The sequence below is a fragment of the Nitrosomonas oligotropha genome (assembly GCF_009833085.1).
Classification (GTDB): Bacteria; Pseudomonadota; Gammaproteobacteria; order Burkholderiales; family Nitrosomonadaceae; genus Nitrosomonas; species Nitrosomonas oligotropha.
This window is the reverse complement of record NZ_QRBZ01000041.1, coordinates 1-22197: the sequence shown is the minus strand read 5'-3', so window position 1 is coordinate 22197 and position 22197 is coordinate 1. Positions and strand designations below refer to the sequence as shown.

At 50.3% G+C, this 22197-nt stretch carries 17 protein-coding genes; all 17 read left to right on the top strand.

Annotation, left to right across the window (positions count from 1 at the left end; all coding sequences use genetic code 11):
* Positions 1-3 precede the first annotated feature (3 nt).
* The 17 genes from ABD07_RS12895 (at position 4) to ABD07_RS12815 (ending at position 21929) form a co-directional block, all read left to right on the top strand.
* The gene (locus ABD07_RS12895; protein WP_160818626.1) at positions 4-639 is read left to right on the top strand and encodes an energy transducer TonB; all 636 of its coding nucleotides are present in this window, start codon (positions 4-6) and stop codon (positions 637-639) included.
* An 8-nt stretch (positions 640-647) separates the two neighbouring features.
* Complete coding sequence (locus ABD07_RS12890) at positions 648-1820, top strand: tetratricopeptide repeat protein (protein ID WP_160818625.1); 1173 nt, start codon at positions 648-650, stop codon at positions 1818-1820.
* A 151-nt stretch (positions 1821-1971) separates the two neighbouring features.
* A complete protein-coding gene (locus ABD07_RS12885) occupies positions 1972-5172 on the top strand; it encodes a TonB-dependent receptor (RefSeq protein WP_160818624.1) in 3201 nt (1066 codons plus the stop codon).
* 150 nt (positions 5173-5322) lie between these two features.
* The gene (locus tag ABD07_RS12880; RefSeq protein WP_160818623.1) at positions 5323-5610 is read left to right on the top strand and encodes a hypothetical protein; all 288 of its coding nucleotides are present in this window, start codon (positions 5323-5325) and stop codon (positions 5608-5610) included.
* Positions 5611-5788: 178 nt separating this feature from the next.
* On the top strand, positions 5789-7369 hold the full coding sequence (locus ABD07_RS12875) for a hypothetical protein (protein WP_240142554.1): 1581 nt from the start codon (positions 5789-5791) through the stop codon (positions 7367-7369).
* Positions 7370-7669: 300 nt separating this feature from the next.
* Entirely contained in the window at positions 7670-8713 is a 1044-nt protein-coding gene (pstS, locus tag ABD07_RS12870) for a phosphate ABC transporter substrate-binding protein PstS (RefSeq protein WP_160818621.1), read from the top strand.
* A 119-nt stretch (positions 8714-8832) separates the two neighbouring features.
* Complete coding sequence (pstC, locus tag ABD07_RS12865) at positions 8833-9795, top strand: phosphate ABC transporter permease subunit PstC (protein WP_160818639.1); 963 nt, start codon at positions 8833-8835, stop codon at positions 9793-9795.
* A gap of 9 nt (positions 9796-9804) precedes the next feature.
* A complete protein-coding gene (pstA, locus tag ABD07_RS12860; protein ID WP_160818638.1) occupies positions 9805-10644 on the top strand; it encodes a phosphate ABC transporter permease PstA in 840 nt (279 codons plus the stop codon).
* A gap of 14 nt (positions 10645-10658) precedes the next feature.
* Complete coding sequence (pstB, locus tag ABD07_RS12855) at positions 10659-11438, top strand: phosphate ABC transporter ATP-binding protein PstB (RefSeq protein WP_160818620.1); 780 nt, start codon at positions 10659-10661, stop codon at positions 11436-11438.
* Positions 11439-11765: 327 nt separating this feature from the next.
* Entirely contained in the window at positions 11766-12644 is an 879-nt protein-coding gene (locus ABD07_RS15070; protein WP_240142553.1) for a PEP-CTERM sorting domain-containing protein, read from the top strand.
* A 270-nt stretch (positions 12645-12914) separates the two neighbouring features.
* Positions 12915-15353, top strand: coding sequence for a Lon protease family protein (locus ABD07_RS12845; protein ID WP_160818637.1), 2439 nt, complete (start codon positions 12915-12917; stop codon positions 15351-15353).
* A gap of 2 nt (positions 15354-15355) precedes the next feature.
* Positions 15356-16513, top strand: a complete 1158-nt coding sequence (locus tag ABD07_RS12840) for a cation diffusion facilitator family transporter (protein WP_160818619.1) — start codon at positions 15356-15358, stop codon at positions 16511-16513.
* A 373-nt stretch (positions 16514-16886) separates the two neighbouring features.
* Complete coding sequence (locus ABD07_RS12835; RefSeq protein ID WP_160818618.1) at positions 16887-18488, top strand: GGDEF domain-containing protein; 1602 nt, start codon at positions 16887-16889, stop codon at positions 18486-18488.
* Between the two features lie 157 nt (positions 18489-18645).
* Positions 18646-19245 carry a hypothetical protein gene (locus ABD07_RS12830; RefSeq protein WP_160818617.1) on the top strand — a complete coding sequence of 200 codons (600 nt, stop codon included), beginning with the start codon at positions 18646-18648 and terminating at the stop codon, positions 19243-19245.
* Positions 19246-19325: 80 nt separating this feature from the next.
* Complete coding sequence (locus ABD07_RS12825) at positions 19326-19529, top strand: YjfB family protein (protein WP_160818616.1); 204 nt, start codon at positions 19326-19328, stop codon at positions 19527-19529.
* A 200-nt stretch (positions 19530-19729) separates the two neighbouring features.
* Complete coding sequence (locus ABD07_RS12820; RefSeq protein WP_160818615.1) at positions 19730-21247, top strand: sensor histidine kinase; 1518 nt, start codon at positions 19730-19732, stop codon at positions 21245-21247.
* Complete coding sequence (locus ABD07_RS12815) at positions 21195-21929, top strand: response regulator transcription factor (RefSeq protein ID WP_240142552.1); 735 nt, start codon at positions 21195-21197, stop codon at positions 21927-21929. Before ABD07_RS12820 ends, ABD07_RS12815 begins: the two co-directional genes overlap by 53 nt.
* Positions 21930-22197 lie beyond the last annotated feature (268 nt).

The window sequence follows — 22197 nt, the reverse complement described above, 5'->3', positions numbered from 1 at the left end:
AAAATGGAAACGATGAAATTGAAACAACATTTGGCAGGGCTGGTATCCATGCTGTTTGGATTGATACTGGTTTTCGGTTTGATATTCTGGATGAATCATTATGCGGGAGAGACCGAAAAGAAATCTTCCCAGGAAGTGACCGATATCGCCATGGTCAGGGAAATAAAACCGGAGCCTAAGAAAGAGATCAGGAAATCAGAGCCTAAGAAGCTCTCCAAACCTCAAGCCCCCGCGCCTTTCAAAGGATTTGATTCCGCCTTGTCGGGGATTGATATGGGATCGCTAGGTCTGGATGATGGGCATGGCAGAGGGCTGGATGACGGTTTGCTCGGGAAAACCGGCAACGCCGTCATGACCGCCGATTTGGTCGATGTGCCGCCCAAACCGGTGGCGCGCGGCTCTTTCAAATACCCGCCGGCAGCAAAAAAGAACGGCATAAAAGGCTATGTTGTGTTGTCGGTGCTGGTTGAAACCGATGGTTCGGTCAATCAGGTGCAAGTGCTCGAATCCAGCCCGTCGGGCATGTTCGATTCGGCGGCGTTGCAGGGCATACGCGCGTGGCACTTTGAACCGGCCAAGTATAAGGGCGAAACGGTGCGTGTCTGGGCCAAGCAAAAAATCCGCTTCGATTTATCTTAATGTTTGCCATGAACAATCGATCGAACTGGCCGCTGCATTTTCTGGTTTACGTGGCTATCGCGCTGGGCTGTTACGTGCATTCCGTCCAGGCGGCGGAGAAAAAAGCGCCACCGGCCGACTTTATCGAACTGGCCGCCGTGATGTTAAAAGACGGCCATCACGACCGTGCGTTAATGGCGCTGCAAAGCGTTGATCTGGGAAACAAGAAAACCGATCTGGCCCGTTTCTATACATTGCAAGGCCTGGCCTATTTGGGATTGAGAGATCTCGGTGCGGCCAAGGACAGTTTGCAGCAAGCCGTTAAAAACGGCCAGCAAGATCCGTCGATTTTTATTTATCTGGCAAAAGTCTATTTCGGCCTCAAGGATTACAAAAAAACCATCGATGCAATCGGCAAAGCCGGAAGTCTGGTCAATAAGGACGCAGCATTGATCAGCTTAAAAGCGGAATCCTACTGGCATCTGCAAGACACCGAAGCGGCCATCCATGCGTTGAATGACGGGCAGCGGGCATTCCCAACCGATTTACGTTTTCTCAAGCGCAAAGTTTTTTATTTTGTCGAGCTGGGGCTTTATCAGGAAGCGGTCAAGCTGGGCAGAGACTACCTGAAGCGATCCAACGCCGGTGCCGCCGATTATGTCGCGTTTGGCAATGCATTGCGGCTGAGCCGCGAGTATCAGGAAGCGATCAACATTCTGGAAATTGCGCGTTTGCAATTTCCGCAGGATGAAATGGTCGCAAAGCTGCTGGCGCACACCTATCTGGATCATGGAAAACTGAATTCTGCGGCATTCATCCTGGAACAAGCGGCGTTGCTGAATCCGCAATTGCAAGCGGAAGCGGCGGAAGTTTACCGGCGTGCCGGGCGGTTTCATAAGGCCTTGACCTTGAATGAAAGCATCGGTGACCAGAAAGTTAAGTTCAAGCAACGGCTGTCCATTCTGCTGGCATTGAAACAGTTCGAGCGTGCGGCGAACATGGAATCGAGTTTGTACCGCACCGGTCTGCTGGACGATCAGGATGTCCGTTACGCGCTGGCTTACGCGCTATTTTTCAGCCGCCGTTTTGCCGACGCCAATAAGCATCTGGATCACCTGAAAAATGCCGAACTGTTCAGAAAAGGCACCGAACTGCGCCGCTTGATGGAAATTTGCAAAACCGAGCCATGGCAATGTACGTAATGCAATCGCTGGCAACGCCGGAATCATTCCGCGTTGTATTTCTTTTTATACCGCCTTAACAGCCACCCCGAACACTTTCCTTTTCGATTAACTGAGAATTGATCTTCGCACGCAGCCGATGCGCGGGTGGAGAGGGGGCTTGATACGCCAAATGAATACAAAACTAATAAAAATTTTCCGGATTTGCTGCTTGCTCGTGATTGCTTTGATCAATACCTCCGTCTGGGGGAGCGAGGAAAAAGCCGAATTCTCAATTCATCTGTTCCAGAACGGATTGCCTATCGCCGACGCCGAGTTGTCGATCAATAGCGAATCGTTCGACAAATCCAGCGCGATCCTGATTTTTGAAGCGACTCCGGCTACGTACACTTGGCGGCCGGGTAGCGATGCGCCGCTGAAAACCAATGCGAGTGGCAGCCTGGCCGGGAAATTGCCGCCCGGGTTTTATCGATTCACCATTAATACAAAAGATCAGGAATTCACTTTCGAGCTGCCGCTGCGTCCGGCGGAGAATGCGCAGATTCTCGTTACTTTTTATCCGGGCAAGAAGAAACCGCTGCTGAATATCGAAAGCTCGGTGGCGGGCACGCTGGCCGGATCAGCGGCCGGTGAAGCAAGACGCGATCAAGGCGAAGGCACGATCTCGGTGCAAGTGATATCGGCGGAAACGCAAAAACCGGTTAAGGATGTGCAAGTGTTTTTGAGTGGCCTGAAAGAAAAATTCAGAACCGACGAACAGGGCCAGATCACAACAACGGTTCCCGCCGGGAGTTACAGTGTTTCGTTGCTGCACAATGCGTACAGCAGCCAGACGCTGGACGATGTGAAAATTGAAAAGGATCAAGACACACCGTTAAGCTTTAAATTGACGCCGGCAGGTGTTGAACTGGCCGAATATGTGGTGCTGGAGCCTCACCTGGCCGGTACGGTGGCATCGGTAATCGAGGAGCAAAGAACGGCAACCTCCGTGGCGACGGTCTTGGGCGCAGAACAATTCAGCCGGGCGGGTGACGGCGATGCCGCCAGTGCGCTGCGAAGAGCTTCCGGGTTAACCTTGGTGGGCGGTCAATTCATTTTTATCCGTGGACTGGGCGAGCGCTTTTCCTCAACGCTGGTCAACGGCGCCGCAGTTCCCAGCCCGGATGCGACCCGGCGCGTTGTGCCGCTGGATCTGTTTCCGACCAATATTCTTGAAAGTGTAATGGTGCAGAAAACCTATTCGCCCGATCGTCCGGCGGAATTCGCGGGCGGTACGATAGAAATGCGCACGCGCGGCATTCCCGATGGGTTTTTCTTCAACTTAAACCTGCAAACCGGCATGAACGACAATACGACGTTTCAGGATGGCTTGACTTATAAAGGCGGTGGAGCTGACTTTACCAGCTACGACGATGGCGCGAGGGCTTTGCCCGATTCGCTGGCCGATGCGACTAAGGATGGCGGAACGATAAAACCGGCGTCTGTTTTTAATCCCAATGGATTTACACCGGCACAGATTGAGAAGTTTGGCGAGGATTTATCGGGGGTATGGAATGTCGACCGGAAGAAGCGTGCACCGGATACCGGCATACAAGCATCGATGGGGGATAGTTTCACATTCGGTGATTTCAGGCTGGGGTATATTGCGGCGACCGGGTGGAAACGGGAATTCAGAAAACAAAATGAAATCAACCGCGAATTTGTCGCTGCCGATACCGGCGACGGCAGCCTGAGAAAAGTTCAGGATTTTCGTATGCAGCGTTCGTTGAGCGAGGTGCAGCTGACCGGTTATGCGGGCACGGAACTGCACTACAAAGACAATCATAAGTTTTTTGCCAAAACGATGTTTCTCCGCCAGGCGTTCGATGAAGCCAGAATTTCTCAGGGATTCACCGACGCGGAGACCAACGATATCCGCAGAACGCGGTTGAAGTTCTTTTCCAATCAATTGTTGATGACTCAGGTAGGCGGTGAACATCGATTCGACCGGTTGAAAGATTTGTCGATTAATTGGCTGTATACCAATGCAACCGCCAACCGGGAAGAGCCCAAAACGCGCGATTACCGTTTTGACGCCGATAGGCAAGGCAACTATTTCTTTGCGCAGCGCGCGGATAACAATCAGGTCATGTATGCGGACTTGGTCGATAAGGATCAGAGCTGGCGAGTGGACGGAAAACTGCCGGTGCAACCTTCGTTCAATCACAAGATTACTTTGGGAAGCGGTTTTATTACGCAGCGCAAGACCAGAGATTCAACTATCCAGCGCTTTAACTATTTTCCGGTCGGCCGGGATGGCTTCAGTTCTGCGGTTTTATCGCAATCGTCGCTGGAAAACATATTGCGGCCGCAGTATATCGGCGCCAATGGATTCCAACTGCGTGACGTGACGCGCCCCAGCGATAAATACACCGCTTCCCAGGATCTGTTTTCTTATTACGGGAAAATGGATTGGCTGATGTACGACCGGGTCAATATTACCGGCGGGTTGCGCTGGGAAGACAATGATCAAAGGGTCAATACTTTCACGCTGAACAATACGCCTACAACCGCCCAGCTCAAGCGCGTCGATATGCTGCCGTCCGTGGTGGGCACGTTGTTCTTGACCGATAAGCAGCAGCTTCGCGCCGGTTTCAGTCAAACCTTATCAAGACCGGACTTCAGGGAATTGTCGTCAGCGCCTTTTACCGATATCAATACCAATCAAGAGACTGTCGGTAATCCCAACCTGAAGCAAACGTCCATTACCAATTGGGATTTGCGCTGGGAATATTATTTATCGCCGACGGAAAATATTTTTGCCGGATTCTTCTGGAAAGATCTAACCAAGCCGATTGAGCTGGTTGCGGTGCCGGGCACCGCCGGTCTCAACACTTATCAGAATACCGATAAAGCGAATATCTATGGGTTTGAGCTGGAGTTGCTGAAGAAACTGGATTTTGTCCATCCGGTGTTGCAGAATTTTTATGCCGGCGGCAACTACACGTGGTCGGCGTCGAACGTGCAATTGAATGCCGATAATCTGAAAGCGCAGACGACCAACGACCGGCAACTGCAAGGTCACTCCGCGCAGATCGTCAATTTCCAGATCGGCTATGACAATCCGCAATGGAAAACGCAGGCGACCTTGTTATATAACGTTTCCAGCAAGCGCATTATGGCCGCGGGTGTGCTGGGCGCGCCGGACAAATACGAGCAGCCCGTGCATCAACTGGATTTTGTGTTTAGCCAGAATTTATACAAAGGGCTATCGATGCAGGTTTCCATGCAAAATTTACTCGATTCCGAAATCCGCATTACCCAAGGCGATGAAGTCACCCGGCAATTCCGCCGCGGGCGCTTTTTTAACCTCAGTGTGCGCTTAGCGTATTAAAAAGCAGTTCATTCCTAAGCGGCACGGTTATTTTTCTGTAGCTCAATCCCCGTACTTGTTCAGTCTGCATTAATTCTGCTCCGGCTACAGTGATATCCGGCAGCAAGAAACAGCTTGTAAAGACAGACTACATTTGACGGGGATTCCATCATGAAAAAATTCTTTATTTTGTTGGTTGCAATGGCATTGGTTGTATTGCTCAGCGGCTTTCGCGCACCCAACGGTAATATTATTTCCAAAGGCGATTTGGCGGATAAATTGCTGATCAATATGGGCGAGCCGCATATCCGGACGGATTTGGGGCTGGTGCAAACCAGAGCCTTTGGCGGCATTATGTACATCAAGCGGGAAGTGTGGACGTACAGAATCGATGACTACAACTATCGCTTCGTGATCGAAAATGGACAAATCGTCGCCGATCATTGGACAAGGTTCTAACAGTCAAACGGTCAAGCGGAGGTTCCGGTATTTTGCGGCGTTGCGCCGCCTGAAATCGCGATTTGATGGCTGTATATCTTTTCATGCCGGTGTAATAGCACTGTCATGTTCGCCTGATAGATTTGCTTACCCTAAATAAAAACTTGGAGCTAAGTAAATCATGTCAAAGCGAAGTCATATGAAAAACATAATTGCCGCATCAGCGGTTGTGCTGAGCACAACCGCGCTGAACGGGCATGCAGCAACCGCAACGTTTGATCCGGCAAGCGGTGTTGTCAATTTACCTGTCGTGGAAGTATTGAGCGGCAGCACGTCTTCATTCTACAGCGCGCAATTACAACTGAGCGGCAGCGACCTGCAGCTGATTGCCGCCAGTCCGATTGCAGCAACGACCGGACAGCGTAATGTGTTTGATGCCGATACCAGTGCGGTGCATGTTGCTTCAGTAACCGTCGGCGCGGATGAATATTACGCCAAATTAAAATTGATACCCGGATCCAATCCCTTGCGCTTCACAGTGGAACAGCTTGTCAACAATGCCTTTCAAGGTTGTCCAAGTTTTGCGGCAGCGGGCCCCAGCGCCGGTTCTTGTATTTTAAGCGGTGAAATTAAAACCAATGTGACGCTGACAAAAAATATCAACTGGATTCTGTCGGGTGGTGTTTATGTCGGCGGCGATAACACCCAAAGCGCAACCCTTACCATCAACCCCGGCACCAAGATTTTTGGTGAAGCGGGAGCGGATTATCTGTTTATCCGGCGCGGTTCCAAGATCATGGCCGAAGGAACGCCGGATAATCCGATTGTGATGTCCGGCCCATTGCAACAGTCGCCCGGTGAATGGGGTGGTTTGCTGATCGCCGGTAATGCGCCGATCAACGGTTGTAATGTAGGCGTCACTCTTTGTGAAGCGCCATTCGAAGCGATTACGTCGGAGTTCTTTGGCGGTAACAATCCAACGGAAAGCAGTGGCGTGGTGAAGTATACGCAGATTCTTTTTGCCGGTTTTGCCGTGCGTCCGGATGAAGAACTCAATGGCTTCACGCTGATGGGTGTCGGTTCAGGCACGCTGATTAATTATGTGCAAGTGCATGCCGGTTTGGACGATGGCGTGGAAATGTTCGGTGGCACGGTGCAGATGAAGCATTTGGTGCTGACCGAGAATCGTGACGATGCGTTCGATTGGACCAGCGGTTTCAAAGGCCGGGCGCAATTTGTGCTGGTGAAACAATCGCCTGGTATCGGTGATCGTGGTATCGAAGCGGACAACAATGAGAAAAACCACGACAGTCTGCCGCGCGCCCATCCCATTTTATCCAACTTCACCATTATCGGCCGCAATGATACCGGCGCTACCCAAGGCATTTTGCTGCGCCGCGGAACAGCGGGAAATATCTGGAACTCGGTCATTACCGGATCACCGGTTTGTGTGCGCATCGATAGCGCATCGACCTATGTCAATGCCGGTTCTCCAGGCAGTTTGACGGGCGAATTGACGATGCAGAACTCTTTTGCGCAATGCGCCCAGAATTTTGCCGATGGTGACGGCGCTACATTCTCCGTGTCCGATTGGTTCTTGTCGCAATCCGAAAACAAAGCGGAAGATCCTCTGTTGGATGGTTATTTGCCCAAAACCGGTTCGCCACTGACATTAGGTGGAGCCGCGGTGAGCGATGCTTTCTTTGACGTGGTCGATTATGCCGGCGCATTCAAGGATGCGAGCCATGATTGGACCAAGGAATGGACTTTCCCGTTTTAACCCATACCCTTTGGAAATGTTGTCTACACCCCCTCTAACGGTGTAGACAAAACCGCTTAACCCAAGCACTTTTGCTGTTGAAGTGTCACAACGATCCGGGAGATCGGGGGCGTTTTGAATTGGGTTTGTATTTTTCTGCTGTTTTCACTTCTTCTCGTAGTACACCTCCCTGACACGGCCATCGGCAAGTTGTCCGGGAGGTTTCTTTTATGTGCAACGGGATTGTCATCATCCTGTCATGCCGGCCGGTTAAGATTTTCATCCAGAACACGCACTGTTGATTGATTGGGAGAATATAAGATGAAATTGCAATTCGGCCTGATGCTTGCTTCTGCGGCATTACTTTTTACCACGCACACAAGTGCCGCCGATATCACCGGCGCAGGCGCGACTTTTCCCTATCCGGTTTACGCCAAATGGGCCGATGCCTATAAAAAAGCAACCGGGATCCGGTTGAATTACCAATCCATCGGTTCCGGCGGCGGTATCAAGCAAATCAAAGCCAAGACCGTAGATTTCGGCGCTTCGGATAAGCCGCTGACCGTCGAAGAGCTGGAGAAAAACGGTTTGACGCAGTTCCCCACCGTGATTGGCGGCGTGGTGCCGGTCATTAACGTGGAAGGCATGCAAGCCGGTCAGATCAAATTGACCGGAGCGGTGCTGGCGAATATTTTTCTGGGCAAAATCAAACGCTGGAATGATCCCGCGATTACCGGCTTGAATGGCGGTGTGAAATTGCCGGACAGCAATATCGCCGTGGTGCATCGCGCGGACGGTTCCGGTACTACGTTTTTGTTTACTGATTATTTGAGTAAAGTCAGCCCGGAGTGGAAAGAAAAAATCGGCGCCGACGCTTCCGTGGCGTGGCCCATCGGTACCGGTGGCAAGGGTAATGAGGGCGTGGCCAATTTTGTGAAGCAAATCAAGAATTCGATCGGTTATGTCGAAGCGGCTTACGTTAAACAAAGCAAAATGAACTACGTGCAATTGCAGAATCGCGACGGCGCTTATGTCATTCCTAGTGAAGACAGTTTCAAAGCCGCGGCGATCAACACGCAGTGGAGCATGACCACGGGGTTTTACGAGATTCTGACCAATAAGCCCGGACAAGATAGCTGGCCCATTACCGGCGCTACTTTTGTCCTGATGCATCAATCCCAGGAAAACCCCGCGCACGCATTGGAAGTATTGAAGTTCTTTGAATGGGCTTATGCGCATGGCGATGAAATGGCGTTGGCGCTCGATTACATTCCATTACCGGACGATATCGTAAAGCTGATCGAAGATGCCTGGAGAACCCGGATTAAAGGTAAAGATGGCCAGGCCATTTACTCGGCGCAATAGCCCGCGGGAAACTCAAGATCAGAGACAGAGTGTTTCTCAACACCATGCGCAATAATTTTCTGCTAGCGGTAATCACAAAAATAAGCCTCGCGCGCCTGCAATCGGACGCGGCAAAAACGATGCCCGCAACCCATACGGCAGCAAAACTGAACCGGCAGCGGCTGCTCGATTGGGTATTCCTCAAAGCGGCCTGGTTTTTTACCGCACTGGTTTTTGTATTGCTGGCCGCCTTGCTGCTTTCTTTACTGATCGGTAGCTGGCCTGCAATGCAGGCGTTTGGTTTTGATTTTCTATTCAGTACGCAATGGAATCCGGTTACGGAGAAATTTGGCGCACTGGTGCCCATCATCGGCACACTGGTTACGTCACTGATTGCGCTGTCGATCGGAGTGCCGGTGAGCTTCGGCATCGCATTGTTTCTGACCGAGCTATCTCCACCTTGGCTGCGCCGCCCCTTGGGAACAGCGATTGAATTATTGGCGGGTATTCCCAGCATCATTTACGGCATGTGGGGCTTGTTCGTATTCGCGCCGTTTTTTGCGAAACATATACAACCGGGTATGCAAAGCACACTCGGAGAAATAGCCGGAATCGGTTTTTTGTTTGAAGGCGCGGTGATGGGAATCGGCATGCTGACCGCCGGTATTATTCTGGCGATCATGGTGATTCCTTTCATTGCTTCCGTGATCCGCGATGTGTTCGAGGTGGTGCCTGCGATGCTCAAAGAATCCGCCTACGCGCTGGGTGCGACCACATGGGAAGTGATTTGGTATGTGGTTCTGCCTTATACCAAGACCGGTGTGGTCGGCGGCGTCATGCTCGGTCTGGGCCGCGCCTTGGGTGAGACGATGGCGGTTACTTTTGTGATCGGCAATGCGCACCAGTTGCACGCTTCTCTGTTCATGCCCGGAAACAGCATTGCCTCGGCATTAGCCAATGAGTTTACGGAAGCCGATGGTGATTTGTACACCGCCGCGTTGATCGAGCTGGGTTTGATTCTGTTCTTGATCACCTTCGTGGTGCTGGCTTGTTCCAAGATTCTTTTATTACGGCTGAAGAAACGCGAAGGCAGCCTTTCCTAGCGTGACATGATGATCCCCATTTATACCCGCCGCCGCATCATTAACGCGATCAATCTGACTTTCTCCGTGCTGGCGATGGCGTTCGGCTTGTTCTGGCTGTTCTGGATTTTGCTGACACTGTTCGACAAGGGATTGGACGGTATCAGCGTCGTTACTTTTACGCAAATGACGCCGTCGCCCGGCGATACTGGCGGCTTGTTGAATGCGATTGCCGGTAGCTTGGTGATGGTGACGCTCGCAACACTGATCGGCACGCCGATCGGTATCATGGCGGGCACTTACCTGGCCGAATTCAGCCAACGCGGCTGGCTCGCTCCGGTTACCCGTTTTGTGAACGATATTTTGCTGTCCGCGCCTTCGATCGTCATCGGTCTTTTTGTGTATACGGTTTATGTTGCCAAGGTAGGGCATTTTTCCGGATGGGCCGGTGCACTGGCGCTTGCGCTGATTGTGATTCCGGTGGTTGTGCGCACCACCGAGGATATGTTGCGACTCATTCCAAACAGTTTGCGCGAAGCAGCGATCGCGTTGGGCGCGCCGCAATGGAAAGTGGTTACGCTAGTTACCTGGCGCGCTTCCAGAGTCGGCATCATGACCGGGATATTATTGGCGGTTGCCCGAATCAGCGGGGAAACCGCACCATTACTGTTTACCGCGCTCAACAATCAATTCTGGAGCGCGGACATGAACCGCCCCATGGCTAATTTACCCGTCGTTATTTTCCAGTTCGCAATGAGTCCTTACGAATACTGGCAAGAATTGGCCTGGACCGGTGCGTTATTGATCACGCTGAGTGTGCTTGGGCTGAATGTTGCCGCGCGTATTTTCATGCGCAAGCGCGATTTTTAAAATTAAAAACTCAAATGACTATCAGCCTTTCACCATCCGATATTTGCAAGATCTCCATCAACGATTTGAATTTCTACTACGATACATTTCATGCGCTCAAGTCGATCAGCATGCAGATCCGGAAAAATAAAATCACCGCGTTTATCGGTCCTTCCGGTTGCGGGAAGTCGACCTTACTGCGGACCTTGAACCGTATGTATCAACTGTACCCGAGTCAGATCGCCCAAGGGGAGATTGTGGTGGATGGTGTGAATATTCTCGATAAGCAGCAGGATCTGAATATGTTGCGCGCCAAAATGGGCATGGTGTTTCAAAAACCGACGCCGTTTCCGATGTCGATTTTCGATAATGTGGCGTTCGGTGTGAAGCTGTATGAATCGTTAAATCGTTACGATCTGGCCGAACGGGTGGAATGGGCGTTACAAAAAGCCGCGTTATGGGAGGAAGTCAAAGATAAATTGAATCAGAGCGGCACCAGCCTTTCCGGCGGGCAGCAGCAACGCCTTTGTATCGCCCGCACCATCGCGGTGAAGCCCGAAGTGGTTCTGTTCGACGAACCGACTTCCGCGCTCGATCCGATTTCTACGGCGCGGATCGAAGACTTGATCTTCCAGCTGAAGGAAGATTACACCATCGCGATAGTGACGCATAACATGCAACAGGCGGCGCGCGTTTCCGACTATACCGCTTACATGTACCTGGGTGAATTGATCGAATTTGGCGATACCGATTTGATTTTTACGAAACCCAATGAGCGTGCCACGGAAGATTATATTACCGGGAAATTCGGCTAGTTTATTTCCTATAGTAAATAAACCCTGAAGTACGAGCGGTAAGACATGGAAATTTGATCGACGGTCCCAGCAATCGATTGGTGGGCGAAGCAGGGTTACCCGACTAGATTTTATTAGTACATATGTACTAATAAAAAGGGAGAAATGCTCTATGTACTTAAGGATTTACAAAACTATAATGAAGCACGTTGTTAATGCGGTTATGTATCAATTTTGGGTTTGTATCATTTTGAATGTGGCATAAAAGCGTGTGTGATTAAAGTTGGCGTTGAACAGCAATATTAATAGCCAGTTTTTTATAGCAGCCTTAAATTTACGGAGTAAGTTATGAAATTCCAATTGAAAAAGAATTACCTTGCACAAGTAGTTGCAATTGCTTTGTGCGGTACGTTTGTTACTGCAGCACAAGCTGCGCCCGTTACGATTAGCGGTTTTGGCACTACTGCGGCCAGGATTGACAATGCCGGTTATTTTTCTCCATCCGGTGCGCTTGGTTTGAGCTTTATGGGTAGAGAATATGTTAACCATGGCACTTTTGCATCCAATTGGTGGTTGAATGCCAATGGTGCTTCGGTTGCGATTGCTGATGAAGCGACCGGAAGCAATCCATTGAGCTCTACCGCTTTTGCCATCGGTAGCAGTATTGCCGTCGTTACCAATATTGCAGGCGGCGGCAGTGGCTGGAGCGTGGTTGAAACGGTAAGTATTCCTACTAGCGGTCACGTTGCTGTTAAAGTGCAACTGACCAATAACACCGGAGCTACGGCTAATCATGTGCAGTGGGGTGTTGGCATTGACCCGGATCAAGGCATTCCCGGCGGCGTTGGATTTGGCACGACTAATACAATCAATGGATTAGGGAATCTTTCTTCCGTAACTGCAAAAAGTTTGGATGGATGGACATTAACGCTGCATAACACGACCAGTGCTTCAGCATTTGCAATAGCACCTTATGTCGATCCTGTTAACTGCTGCAGTCCGGTTGATCCTGCCGTGATGCTGGCCGCGGCTCAAGGAATCGGTAACTACGGTTTTGCCGATCATTCCATCAATTTGGCTTATGATTTGGGCACTATCGCGAATCATAAATCAGTGAGCTTCGGTTACGAATACATTATGGCCGTTCCGGAACCGGAAACTTATGCCATGTTGCTGGCAGGCCTCGGTTTGATTGGTTTTTCAGCACGCCGCCGCAGAGTGATGTAATCAATAGTTAATCTGTAATACCAAAAAACCACGGAGAAGTTGTACTTCTCCGTGGTTTTTTGCTTTTCAAGCATACTGTAATTCTGAATTAAACCCCGCTTCTCCGGAGTAGTGCTTCGTCTTTTTGTTCCTGGGCTTCAATTCAAATTCTGAACCGGTGATTACCGGTCAATCCGCCGGAATGAATGGCTTGCGTTACGCAATGGTTTCTAAATGAGTACAATAGCGGATCGGCGCAATCCCACCGCTGCAACCGTCACTAATCCAAACATGCCAACCAAACCATTAGATTCTTCTCATTTACGCATTACCATCGACCCGGCTTCACTGGGATTTTCCGATACCTCGGTGTTGTTGCAGCGGCCGTTATCCTGGATTGGTCAGGAGCGGGCGGAAGTGGCTGTTCGTTTTGGTCTCGGCATGATGCAGCCGGATTACCATTTGTTTGTGTTGGGAGAAGCGGGGTCAGGGCGTTCTTCTTTATTGCAACAAGCGATGACGGCCGCTGCGGCTGATAGGCCTGCGCCCCCGGATCTGTGTTATCTCTACAATTTCATTACACCCGAGAAACCGCTGGCTTTGCATTTACCTGCCGGGCAGGGGCGTTTGCTGCGCCAAGCCATGCTGCAACTGGCGAAATCGCTGCCATCCGGAATCACCCAATGTTTGAGCGGGCAGGATTTCAAGATCGAAAGTGACCGGCTGGAAAAAAAATTCAGAGCCGAAACGAGCCAAGCGTACAAAAAACTGGATAAGTTTGCGGAATCGTTGCATGTCACCATTCATCGGGAAAACGAACAGATTTTGTTTACCTTGCTGGATGAAAAAGGGGAAATTCTCACAGCGGAGAATTTACTGAAGCTGCCCAAAGCGCGCCGGGTTGAAATAGAACAGGCGGAACAGGCGTTACGCGAAGCGATTGCGGTTTATTTCGAAGCATTCCAACGGATCGAGAAAGAAAAAGACGCGGCATTGGCGGCATTGCAGCGCCGTATCGTGCAGCCGCTGCTGAATCTTGCGTTGCAGAAAATTTTGGCGGAGTTGCAAGAACCGGTACATGAGGAGCGGCTCAACACTTTTTTTGCACAGGTGGAAACGGATATTCTCGACAATCTGGCGTTGTTTGAAACGGATGATATCGACGAAGAGAAACAGCAGACGGAATTGAACCGGATTTTCTCCCGTTATCAGATCAATCTGGTCGTGGATAACGCCGATTTGCCGGGAGCACCGGTCATTATTGAAGACAATCCGTCAGCGTATGCCTTGTTTGGCAGTATCGATTATCAGTTTGAGAACGGTAAACTGAAAACCGATTTCATGCGTATTCGCGCCGGTAGCTTGTTAAAAGCGCACGGCGGTTTTTTGATGCTGCATCTGGATGACTTGCTGACAGATGGTTCATTGTGGGTAAAACTGCGGCGCTTTTTACGCAGCAAGCGGTTGCAGATTGAAGAGCCCGGCTCGGCATGGGCTTCCAACTCTCCCGTATCCCTTGAGCCTGAAGCGGTCGACGTGAACGTTAAAATCATTCTGGTCGGATCGCGGGAAGAATATTATGACTTGCAAGAAATCGATCCCGAATTCATGCGCCGCTTCCGCGTGAAAGTGGATTTTGCCGGGAGCTTCATCGCGAGCATGGAAACTTATCAGGCATCGGCTGTGTTCGTCGCGCATGCCTGCGACACCGCAAAATTACCGCATTTTTCCGCAGCTGCGGTTGCGCGCTTATTGGAAGAGTCGCATCGGGAAGTGGAAGATCAAAAGCGCCAGAGTGCAATTTTTGCCCGCACCGAAATGCTGCTGTTGGAGAGCGCAGCGCTGTGCCATGCCCGTCATGGCGGTTGTGTGGAAGTGGAGGATATTTCCGCCGCGCTGCAAGCGCGCAACTTGCGCCATAATTATCCGGATTCGCGCTTACAGGAAGCCATTATCGAAGGGGAAATCGCCATTGCATTGCAAGGCGAAGCCGCCGGTCAGCTCAACGCGCTGACGCAGATCGATCTGGGCGACCATAGTTTTGGCACGCCGGTGCGTCTCACGGCGCGTACTTTTGCCGGTGAGGATGGTGTGCTGAATATCGCCCGCGAAGTGGATATGTCCGGGCCGATTCACGATAAGGGTATGCTGATATTGCAGAATTACCTGACGGGCTTGTTTACCCATCTGGCGCCGCTGGCGCTGAGCGCATCGATTGTTTTTGAGCAGGAATATACCGGCATCGAAGGGGATTCCGCCTCCTGCGCGGAATTTTACGCGCTGTTGTCGGCGTTGGCGGAACTGCCGTTGAAACAAAGCATTGCCGTGACCGGCGCATTGAATCAATACGGTGAAGTGCTGCCGGTGGGCGGCATCAATGACAAAATCGAAGGTTATTTCAGGTTGTGTGAAAAAACGGGCTTAACCGGTGAGCAGGGTGTGTTGATTCCGTATCAGAACCGGCAGCATTTGATGCTGGATCGGAAAGTGATTGCAGCGGTTGAGCAGGGCTTATTTGCAATCTATATGATGGAACACGTCATGCAAGGATTGGAGTTGCTCACCGGATTACCATCGGGTAGCAGTGAGTCGGCGCAGATAAACGGCTATTCATACGGCACCGTGCTCGGTCATGCGCAGAAAACATTGCTGCTTTTCCGCCGCGCTTGCCAATCGACGCAACACCCCAGGACCGAACACCGGCGGCTGCCATCCCGGGCGGATAAATAGCCGTGCACTCATCCTCCGATCCGGCCAACCGGCCGCAGCGCTACCGGGAAGTGCGTAAAGTTACGCTCGTCGGATCGGCGGTGGATTTTATCTTGGGCGTTGCAAAAATCGTCATCGGGTGGTTTGCCAATTCACAGGCGTTGATTGCCGACGGGATCCATTCGTTATCCGATTTGCTGACCGGATTCATCGTGCTGTACGCCGCCAAACATTCGCACAAAAGCGCCGATGAGGTGCATCCCTATGGTTACGGACGGATTGAAACCTTGGCAACGGTCAGTCTCGGCATGGTATTGACCGGCGTTGCGGCCGGTATTGCCTATGAAGCAGTTAAGCGGCTCAACGATCCGGCAGTGGCGCTGGATTTCACTCTGTTGGCGCTGCTGATTGCACTGTTATCGGTGATTTCCAAAGAGTGGATTTATCGCTATACGATGTCCGCTGCGCAGCGTTTGCGTTCGGATCTGCTGATGGCCAGCGCGTGGCACAGCCGCTCCGATGCTTTCTCGTCGATTGTGGTATTGATCGGCATTAGCGGCGTGATGCTCGGTTATCCGTATTTGGACGCGGTGGCTGCCGTGGCGGTGGCCGCCATGATCGCCAAGATCGGCTTTGGCTTGGTGCGTTCGAGCACGCTGGAATTGATCGATGTGGCGCTGGAGCCGGAAAAAGTCAGCGCGATCCGGCAGCACATTCACGCCGTGCATGGGGTGCGCTCGATTCATACACTCCGCACCCGGAAAAGCGCCGGGAACGCTTTCGTCGATGTGCATATCCAGGTCGATCCCCGTTTGAGTGTGTCGGAAGGTCATCAAATCGGCGACAGTGTCCGGCGGCGTCTGCTGCAACAGGTGGAAGAGGTGACCGACGTGACAGTGCATATCGATCCGGAAAATGACGAAACCGGTTCGCCTTGCAACGATTTACCTTCACGTGAGGAAGTCATCGCCGAACTCAAACAGCGTTGGCCGCAATTGCCGGTTGCATCGGTCGAAGCGATGACATTGCACTACTTGTCCGGTGCGATCGATGTGGAGCTGGATTTGCCGATTGAAATCCTACATGGCACTGACGAGGCTAAATATCTGGTGCGGGAACTTGAACAAGCTGTTTCCATGTTGCCGTATATCAATGCAATACAGGTACGGTTTAAGGTTTGATGGGCCCCACTGTTCACTGCATCGTTAGATTAGCGCTTGTTTTTTCATTCTAATCGTGGCGCTGAAATAGGCAGCGTCGATTATACTGGGCGGCAATAAAATGATTCGAATGATAAGTATTGCTATTCAGCTAATCTGAGGAAGCCTCTCATCTTCTTATGTCACCCTCAGAATGTTCTTGCAAAATGAGGCTGGCTCACTGATCATTATAAGCGACACGAAGAATGACGTTATTGGTTATTAAGGATTATAATTCAACCCGTCCAGGCGGTGAGTAAGGCAGAGATAGGGCGATTAGAGTCAAGAAACTATTTGTACCGCGATGAAAAATCATACGATGAGGGATAGGGGTTAGCAACCGCGCGAAATATCTATGAATCAAGATACAAAAGACACCAATCTGAATCCTTCCGTGATTGCACGTGAAACATTAAAGCAACTTGCGATCCTTAAAATTTCCCCGACACCGGATAATTATCACAAACTGTATGATCAGATCGCCGGTAATCCGGAGAATCAAATTTCAGCCATTACCGCGAAATTGCTGACTGAGCTGGCGAAAGAATTTCCGCGTCATACGCCCACGTTGCTGAATTGCGCCAACAGTCTGGAGCAAGCCGTCAGTGAAAAGAACTGGCTAAAATATAAGACCGCCCTGGTAAAGTTTGCCACCACTGAAAACATAACGATCAATAGCACGACGTTAGCCGTTCAGGCCAAGGCGCAACCACTTCTTCCGGATTCTGACAATATCAAGCAAGACAGCGAGATCAGCGGTTATACCAGCCAGCTTCTGGATTTACTGGCGCAAATGCTGGAAAACATCGTCGCCAAACAAGTCAATGGCGAAACGCTGGCGGAAGAAGCGCGCTCGTTGGCGTCCCAGGTGCGGAAAATTCAGAATAAACCGGAGATGGATCAGTTTATTGTTCATTTCCAGCAGTTTTGCGTCAAACTGGAATTATCCAATCAGTGTGAAGCCAGTTTGCAACAAGGTTTGTTGCGGTTATTGAATCTGCTGATGGACAGTACCGCTGAGTTGTTGTCGGAAGACCAATGGATTAAAAAACAGCTTGCCAGACTGAAAGATACCGTATCCATGCCGCTGGATATGCAGATCATCGCGCAAGCCGAGCAATATCTGAAAGAAATCGTTCAAAGACAGGCAATAATAAAGCAAAGTCTGGGTAAAGCCAGGGTGACGATGCGGCAGATGGTCACTTCGCTGATTTCCAATCTGGAAGAGCTGTCGGATGCCACCGGGGAATATCAGGAGAAACTGGAATATTATTCGGAGAAAATCAATCAGGTTGAAGATATCGACGAGATCAATCAGTTGCTTGCGGAAATCATGCAAGAGACCAATAAAGTACAGAAAAACATGATCAATTACCGCAAGGATTTGATTGCCGCCCGGGCGGAAGCCGATACCGCGCAGAATCAGATCAGTCTGCTGGAAACCCAATTGCAGGAAATGGGCGAGAAGGTCCATGAAGATCATTTGACCGGCATACTGAACCGGCGCGGATTTGATAATGCCTACCAGCGCGAGGCATCGTGCGCGGCGCGCACCCAGTCGCCGTTATGTTTTGCCTTGCTGGATATCGACAACTTCAAGTTATTGAATGATACGCATGGCCATCACGTGGGCGACAATGCCTTGCGTCATTTGGTGGAAGCGGTCAAGGAAACGGTGCGGCTGGAAGATGTCGTGTCGCGTTACGGCGGCGAGGAATTTGCCATCCTGTTGCCCAATACCGCGCTGAAAGACGCGATTCTGACTATATCCAGAATACGCCGCTACATGACCAAGAAATTCTTCCTGCATGACAATAACCGTTTATTAATTACCTTCAGCGCCGGTGTGGCGCAGTATCATCCGGGAGAATCACAGGAAGATCTCTTCAAGCGTGCCGACGGCGCCTTATATCGCGCCAAGAAGAACGGCAAGAATCAGATTATCGCCGCTGACTAGGCCGTTTTACTTGATACGGCCGTATCAAAAAGCAGTTTGACCGGAATCAGTCCGTAACCGGAAAACAGGCGACCAGGTGTATCAAACAGAGTTGCTGCATGCCAACCGGTATTGACTGATATAATTTCCTCCTTTTCATACCGAGTCCATAAAAGCCATGTCAACCACATCAAAACTCTCAGTCCGCAAGTTTCAGTTTGCACTTTTGATTGCGGTGATCTCCGCTTTTATTGTATTCGGCTTGCTGTACCGCACCAGTTCGCAAGGGGATTTTTCCGATACCTATCCCAAGGGTTTTCGCGGCGGCGCTTGCACGATAGAATCGGAAGCGCTCATTATCGGTTATTCAGGCTACTATCTTCCTGAAGGTTATGAGTCACCGGACGATCTCCGCTCGCCGCATGTGCCTGTGCAGTGCGGCAAAATACCGGAACCGGCATCGCTCAATATTACGATTGATTTGCTGTATCCCGAATCAGCACGCGATTTTTCCTTGGCGCTTCGTCTGGTAAAGCTTGAAATCGATGAAAAAGAACACCAGCAAGAGCATGAAGTGATGTCGACACCCGCGCGGCAGCATCCATCGGGAGTGATTACGACCGCATTCAAATTGGGTGAGCTGGGGCAGTATATTTTGTATCTGGAAGGGAAGAATACCGAAAATGCTGATCTGCAAGTGAAAATTCCACTGCAAGTCGGCCTGGATTGGAAAAATCATCTTAAAAACGCTTTATCGCCACTGTTGAAAAAAGACTGACCGCCGGCAATGTGCCGCGTACTCCTAAAATATCTGATTGGTGTGCCGCTAATGGTACTCAACATGAAGAGGAGAATATGATGGATGTTAACGGTATAGCAGGCTTGGCAACGTCAATGGCTGAATTCAGCGCGAACCAGGCGGTCGGAATAGCGGTGCTTAAAAAAGCGATAGATTCAAATGCTGCGGGCGCGCTTGCTTTGATTGAAGCGATTCCCGGTGCAAATCAAGCCCCGGCGAATCTGCCGCAGCATCTGGGTCAGAATGTCAATACCACAGCCTGAATTGATAGGTTTAATGGTTTCCGCAGCGCTACGTTGTTAGCGCTGTTTTATTATGGGCGGCTTGTTTTTCAGACGGACTGAATGTCCATCCCTATTCCCAAAATACTTCCAAAGTGATATTTTTATTTCGCTACAATATGTTCGGTAGCGTTTTTCTGTTTTCTTAATGTTAATTAACCGGCTTATCAGCGTGGCTTCGAATGAACTATAGACCCAATTTCAATCTGGCAGCTTTTGATTCGCTCGAATCGCAGCAAAAGCGGCTGTCTTTACTGTGCAAAACCGCAGAGATCGGTGAGTGGTCTTATGTCTTCTCCACGGATTTTACCGTCTGGTCGGATTATCTCTATGATTTTTACGAATTAGATAAGGATTTTGAATGCGCCGAGCTGTTGCAAAGCACACAACTCTACCAGGGTTCTGAAAAAGAAAAAATGCAAGCCCTGATTGCTCATGTCACGGCCACGAAGAAAGAGCGCAGCGATGATTTCATGATCGTTATGCAGGATGGCCGGGTCAAATGGCATACCACCACGATACACCCGATACTCGATGCGTACGGTGAAATCACCGGTTTGTACGGTATCTTACAAAATATTACCGCGCGGAAAAGCAGCGAGCTGGACCTGCAACGGATGGCCTATGTGGCTGAGAAAACCAACGGTATCGTGATGATTACCGATCCCGAAAAGAAAATTATCTGGATCAATAACAGTTTTGAAGAAATCCTGGGATACCGGTCGGAAGAGGTTATAGGGCTTGATCCGGCTGCTTTTCTCCAGGGTGAGGAAACGTCGGCCGAGACGATCCGTGAGATTGCCCGCTCACTTCGCAGCGGCGGAATTTTTTCCGGTGAAATTCTGAATTACACTAAGAGCGGTGAAAAAATATGGCTTTATCTCAATATTGCCGCGGTATATGACGACGCCGGAAAATTGATCAATTACGTTGCGGTAGAAAATGACATCACGGTGATCAAGACAGCCGAGCACCGGCTGCAAAAAGCCATGGAAAAGGAGCGTGAACTCAACCGCTTTAAAACCCAGTTTGTCAGCCTGGCGTCTCATCAATTCCGCACGCCGCTCGCGACCATCCGTTCCAGCATCGATCTGCTGGATCTGAGAATGGAATCGGCCGGACTGAGTGCTTCTTTTATCGAATTTTTTCAGAAGCACAAAGCCATTATGGCGGAAGAAACAACCCGCATGACCGAGCTGATGGAAAACATTCTGGATATCGGCCGGATCGACGAGGGCAAGATTGAGCTGACCAAGAAGCATCTTCCCTTCCGGCAATTCATGAATGCATTCGTGCAATCGAATGTTGAACCCAACGAGCAGCAAAGGAAACTGGATTACCGTTTTGACGCACCCGACTGCATCGTCAATATGGATGAAATTCTGCTGCGAAATGTGTTACGCAATATCGTGTCGAACGCGTTCAAGTATTCCGAAGGGAAGCAAGCCCCGGAAATGACCGTGAAACTGCAAGATGGTGTTTATTTTATTACCGTTAAAGATTATGGCATCGGTATTCCGGAAAAGGATCAAGCGTTTCTGTTTCAGTCGTTTTTCCGCGCGTCAAACGCCAAGGTATATCCAGGGAGCGGGCTCGGTTTGATGATTGCGAAGAAGCTGATCACATTGCACGGCGGGGATATTAGTCTTGAAAGCATGGCCGGTAGCGGCTGCACGATTACCATTCAATTACCGGTATAAACATGCGATGAATAATCCGCTGATTCTCGTGGTTGAAGATGAAAATGCATTGCGCGAAAACATCACCGCCATTATTGCGCATTACGGATTCCGGGTCATCAGCGCGCCATCGGGTGAAGCCGGTGTGAAAATGGCGGTGGAATCGAATCCGGACATTATTATCTGCGACATTATGCTGCCGGGAATCGACGGTTTTGAAGTGCTGGCACAAATCAAGCAAGCCCAGCAATCGGCAATTCACGCATTTATTTTTCTTACCGCAAAGTCAACGCGCTCGGATACCCGTGCGGGTATGAATATGGGTGCGGATGATTACCTCACCAAACCGTTCACGAAAGAGGAATTGTTAAACAGCATCAAAGCCCGGATGGAAAAATTAGCGCAAATACGGCAGAGTCAGCCGGAAAAGGATGCGTTGATCGAAGCATCGCTGGAAAAAATAACGAGTCTTACCAAGGCGGAACGTAAGGTGCTCAATAAGATAGCCGAGGGCTTCACGACACCGCAGATCGCCGAGAAACTGTTTGTGAGCAAAAAAACGGTTGAAAATCACCGCGTCAACATTTCCCGAAAACTCGATCTGAGCGGCCCGAATAGCCTGATCAATTTTGCGTTGCGATTAAGAGCGCAAAAATCAACGATTCCTTTCCCCGATAATGTGCCTGCGGCGCCATCCCATTGAACTCCTGAACACAGCAATTTTTGTCCTATCACAGCGGCTGCCTTGCTTTAAAAAAATCTCTTTTGCCGCGCTAAAAAACCCCATAGCGATCATTGAAAATGAGTGGATCCACTCATTGTAAAAGCCTGATGATCAGTTATTCTTAATTGCGTAAAAAAGGCCACGAAAGCAATAACAGCTATTTGTGATTGCAGCTTCGATGGCCGTGTTACGCAGTGTTAATTAACTTAATCAATGGAGGATATGATGGCAACAACTTATGGCACGA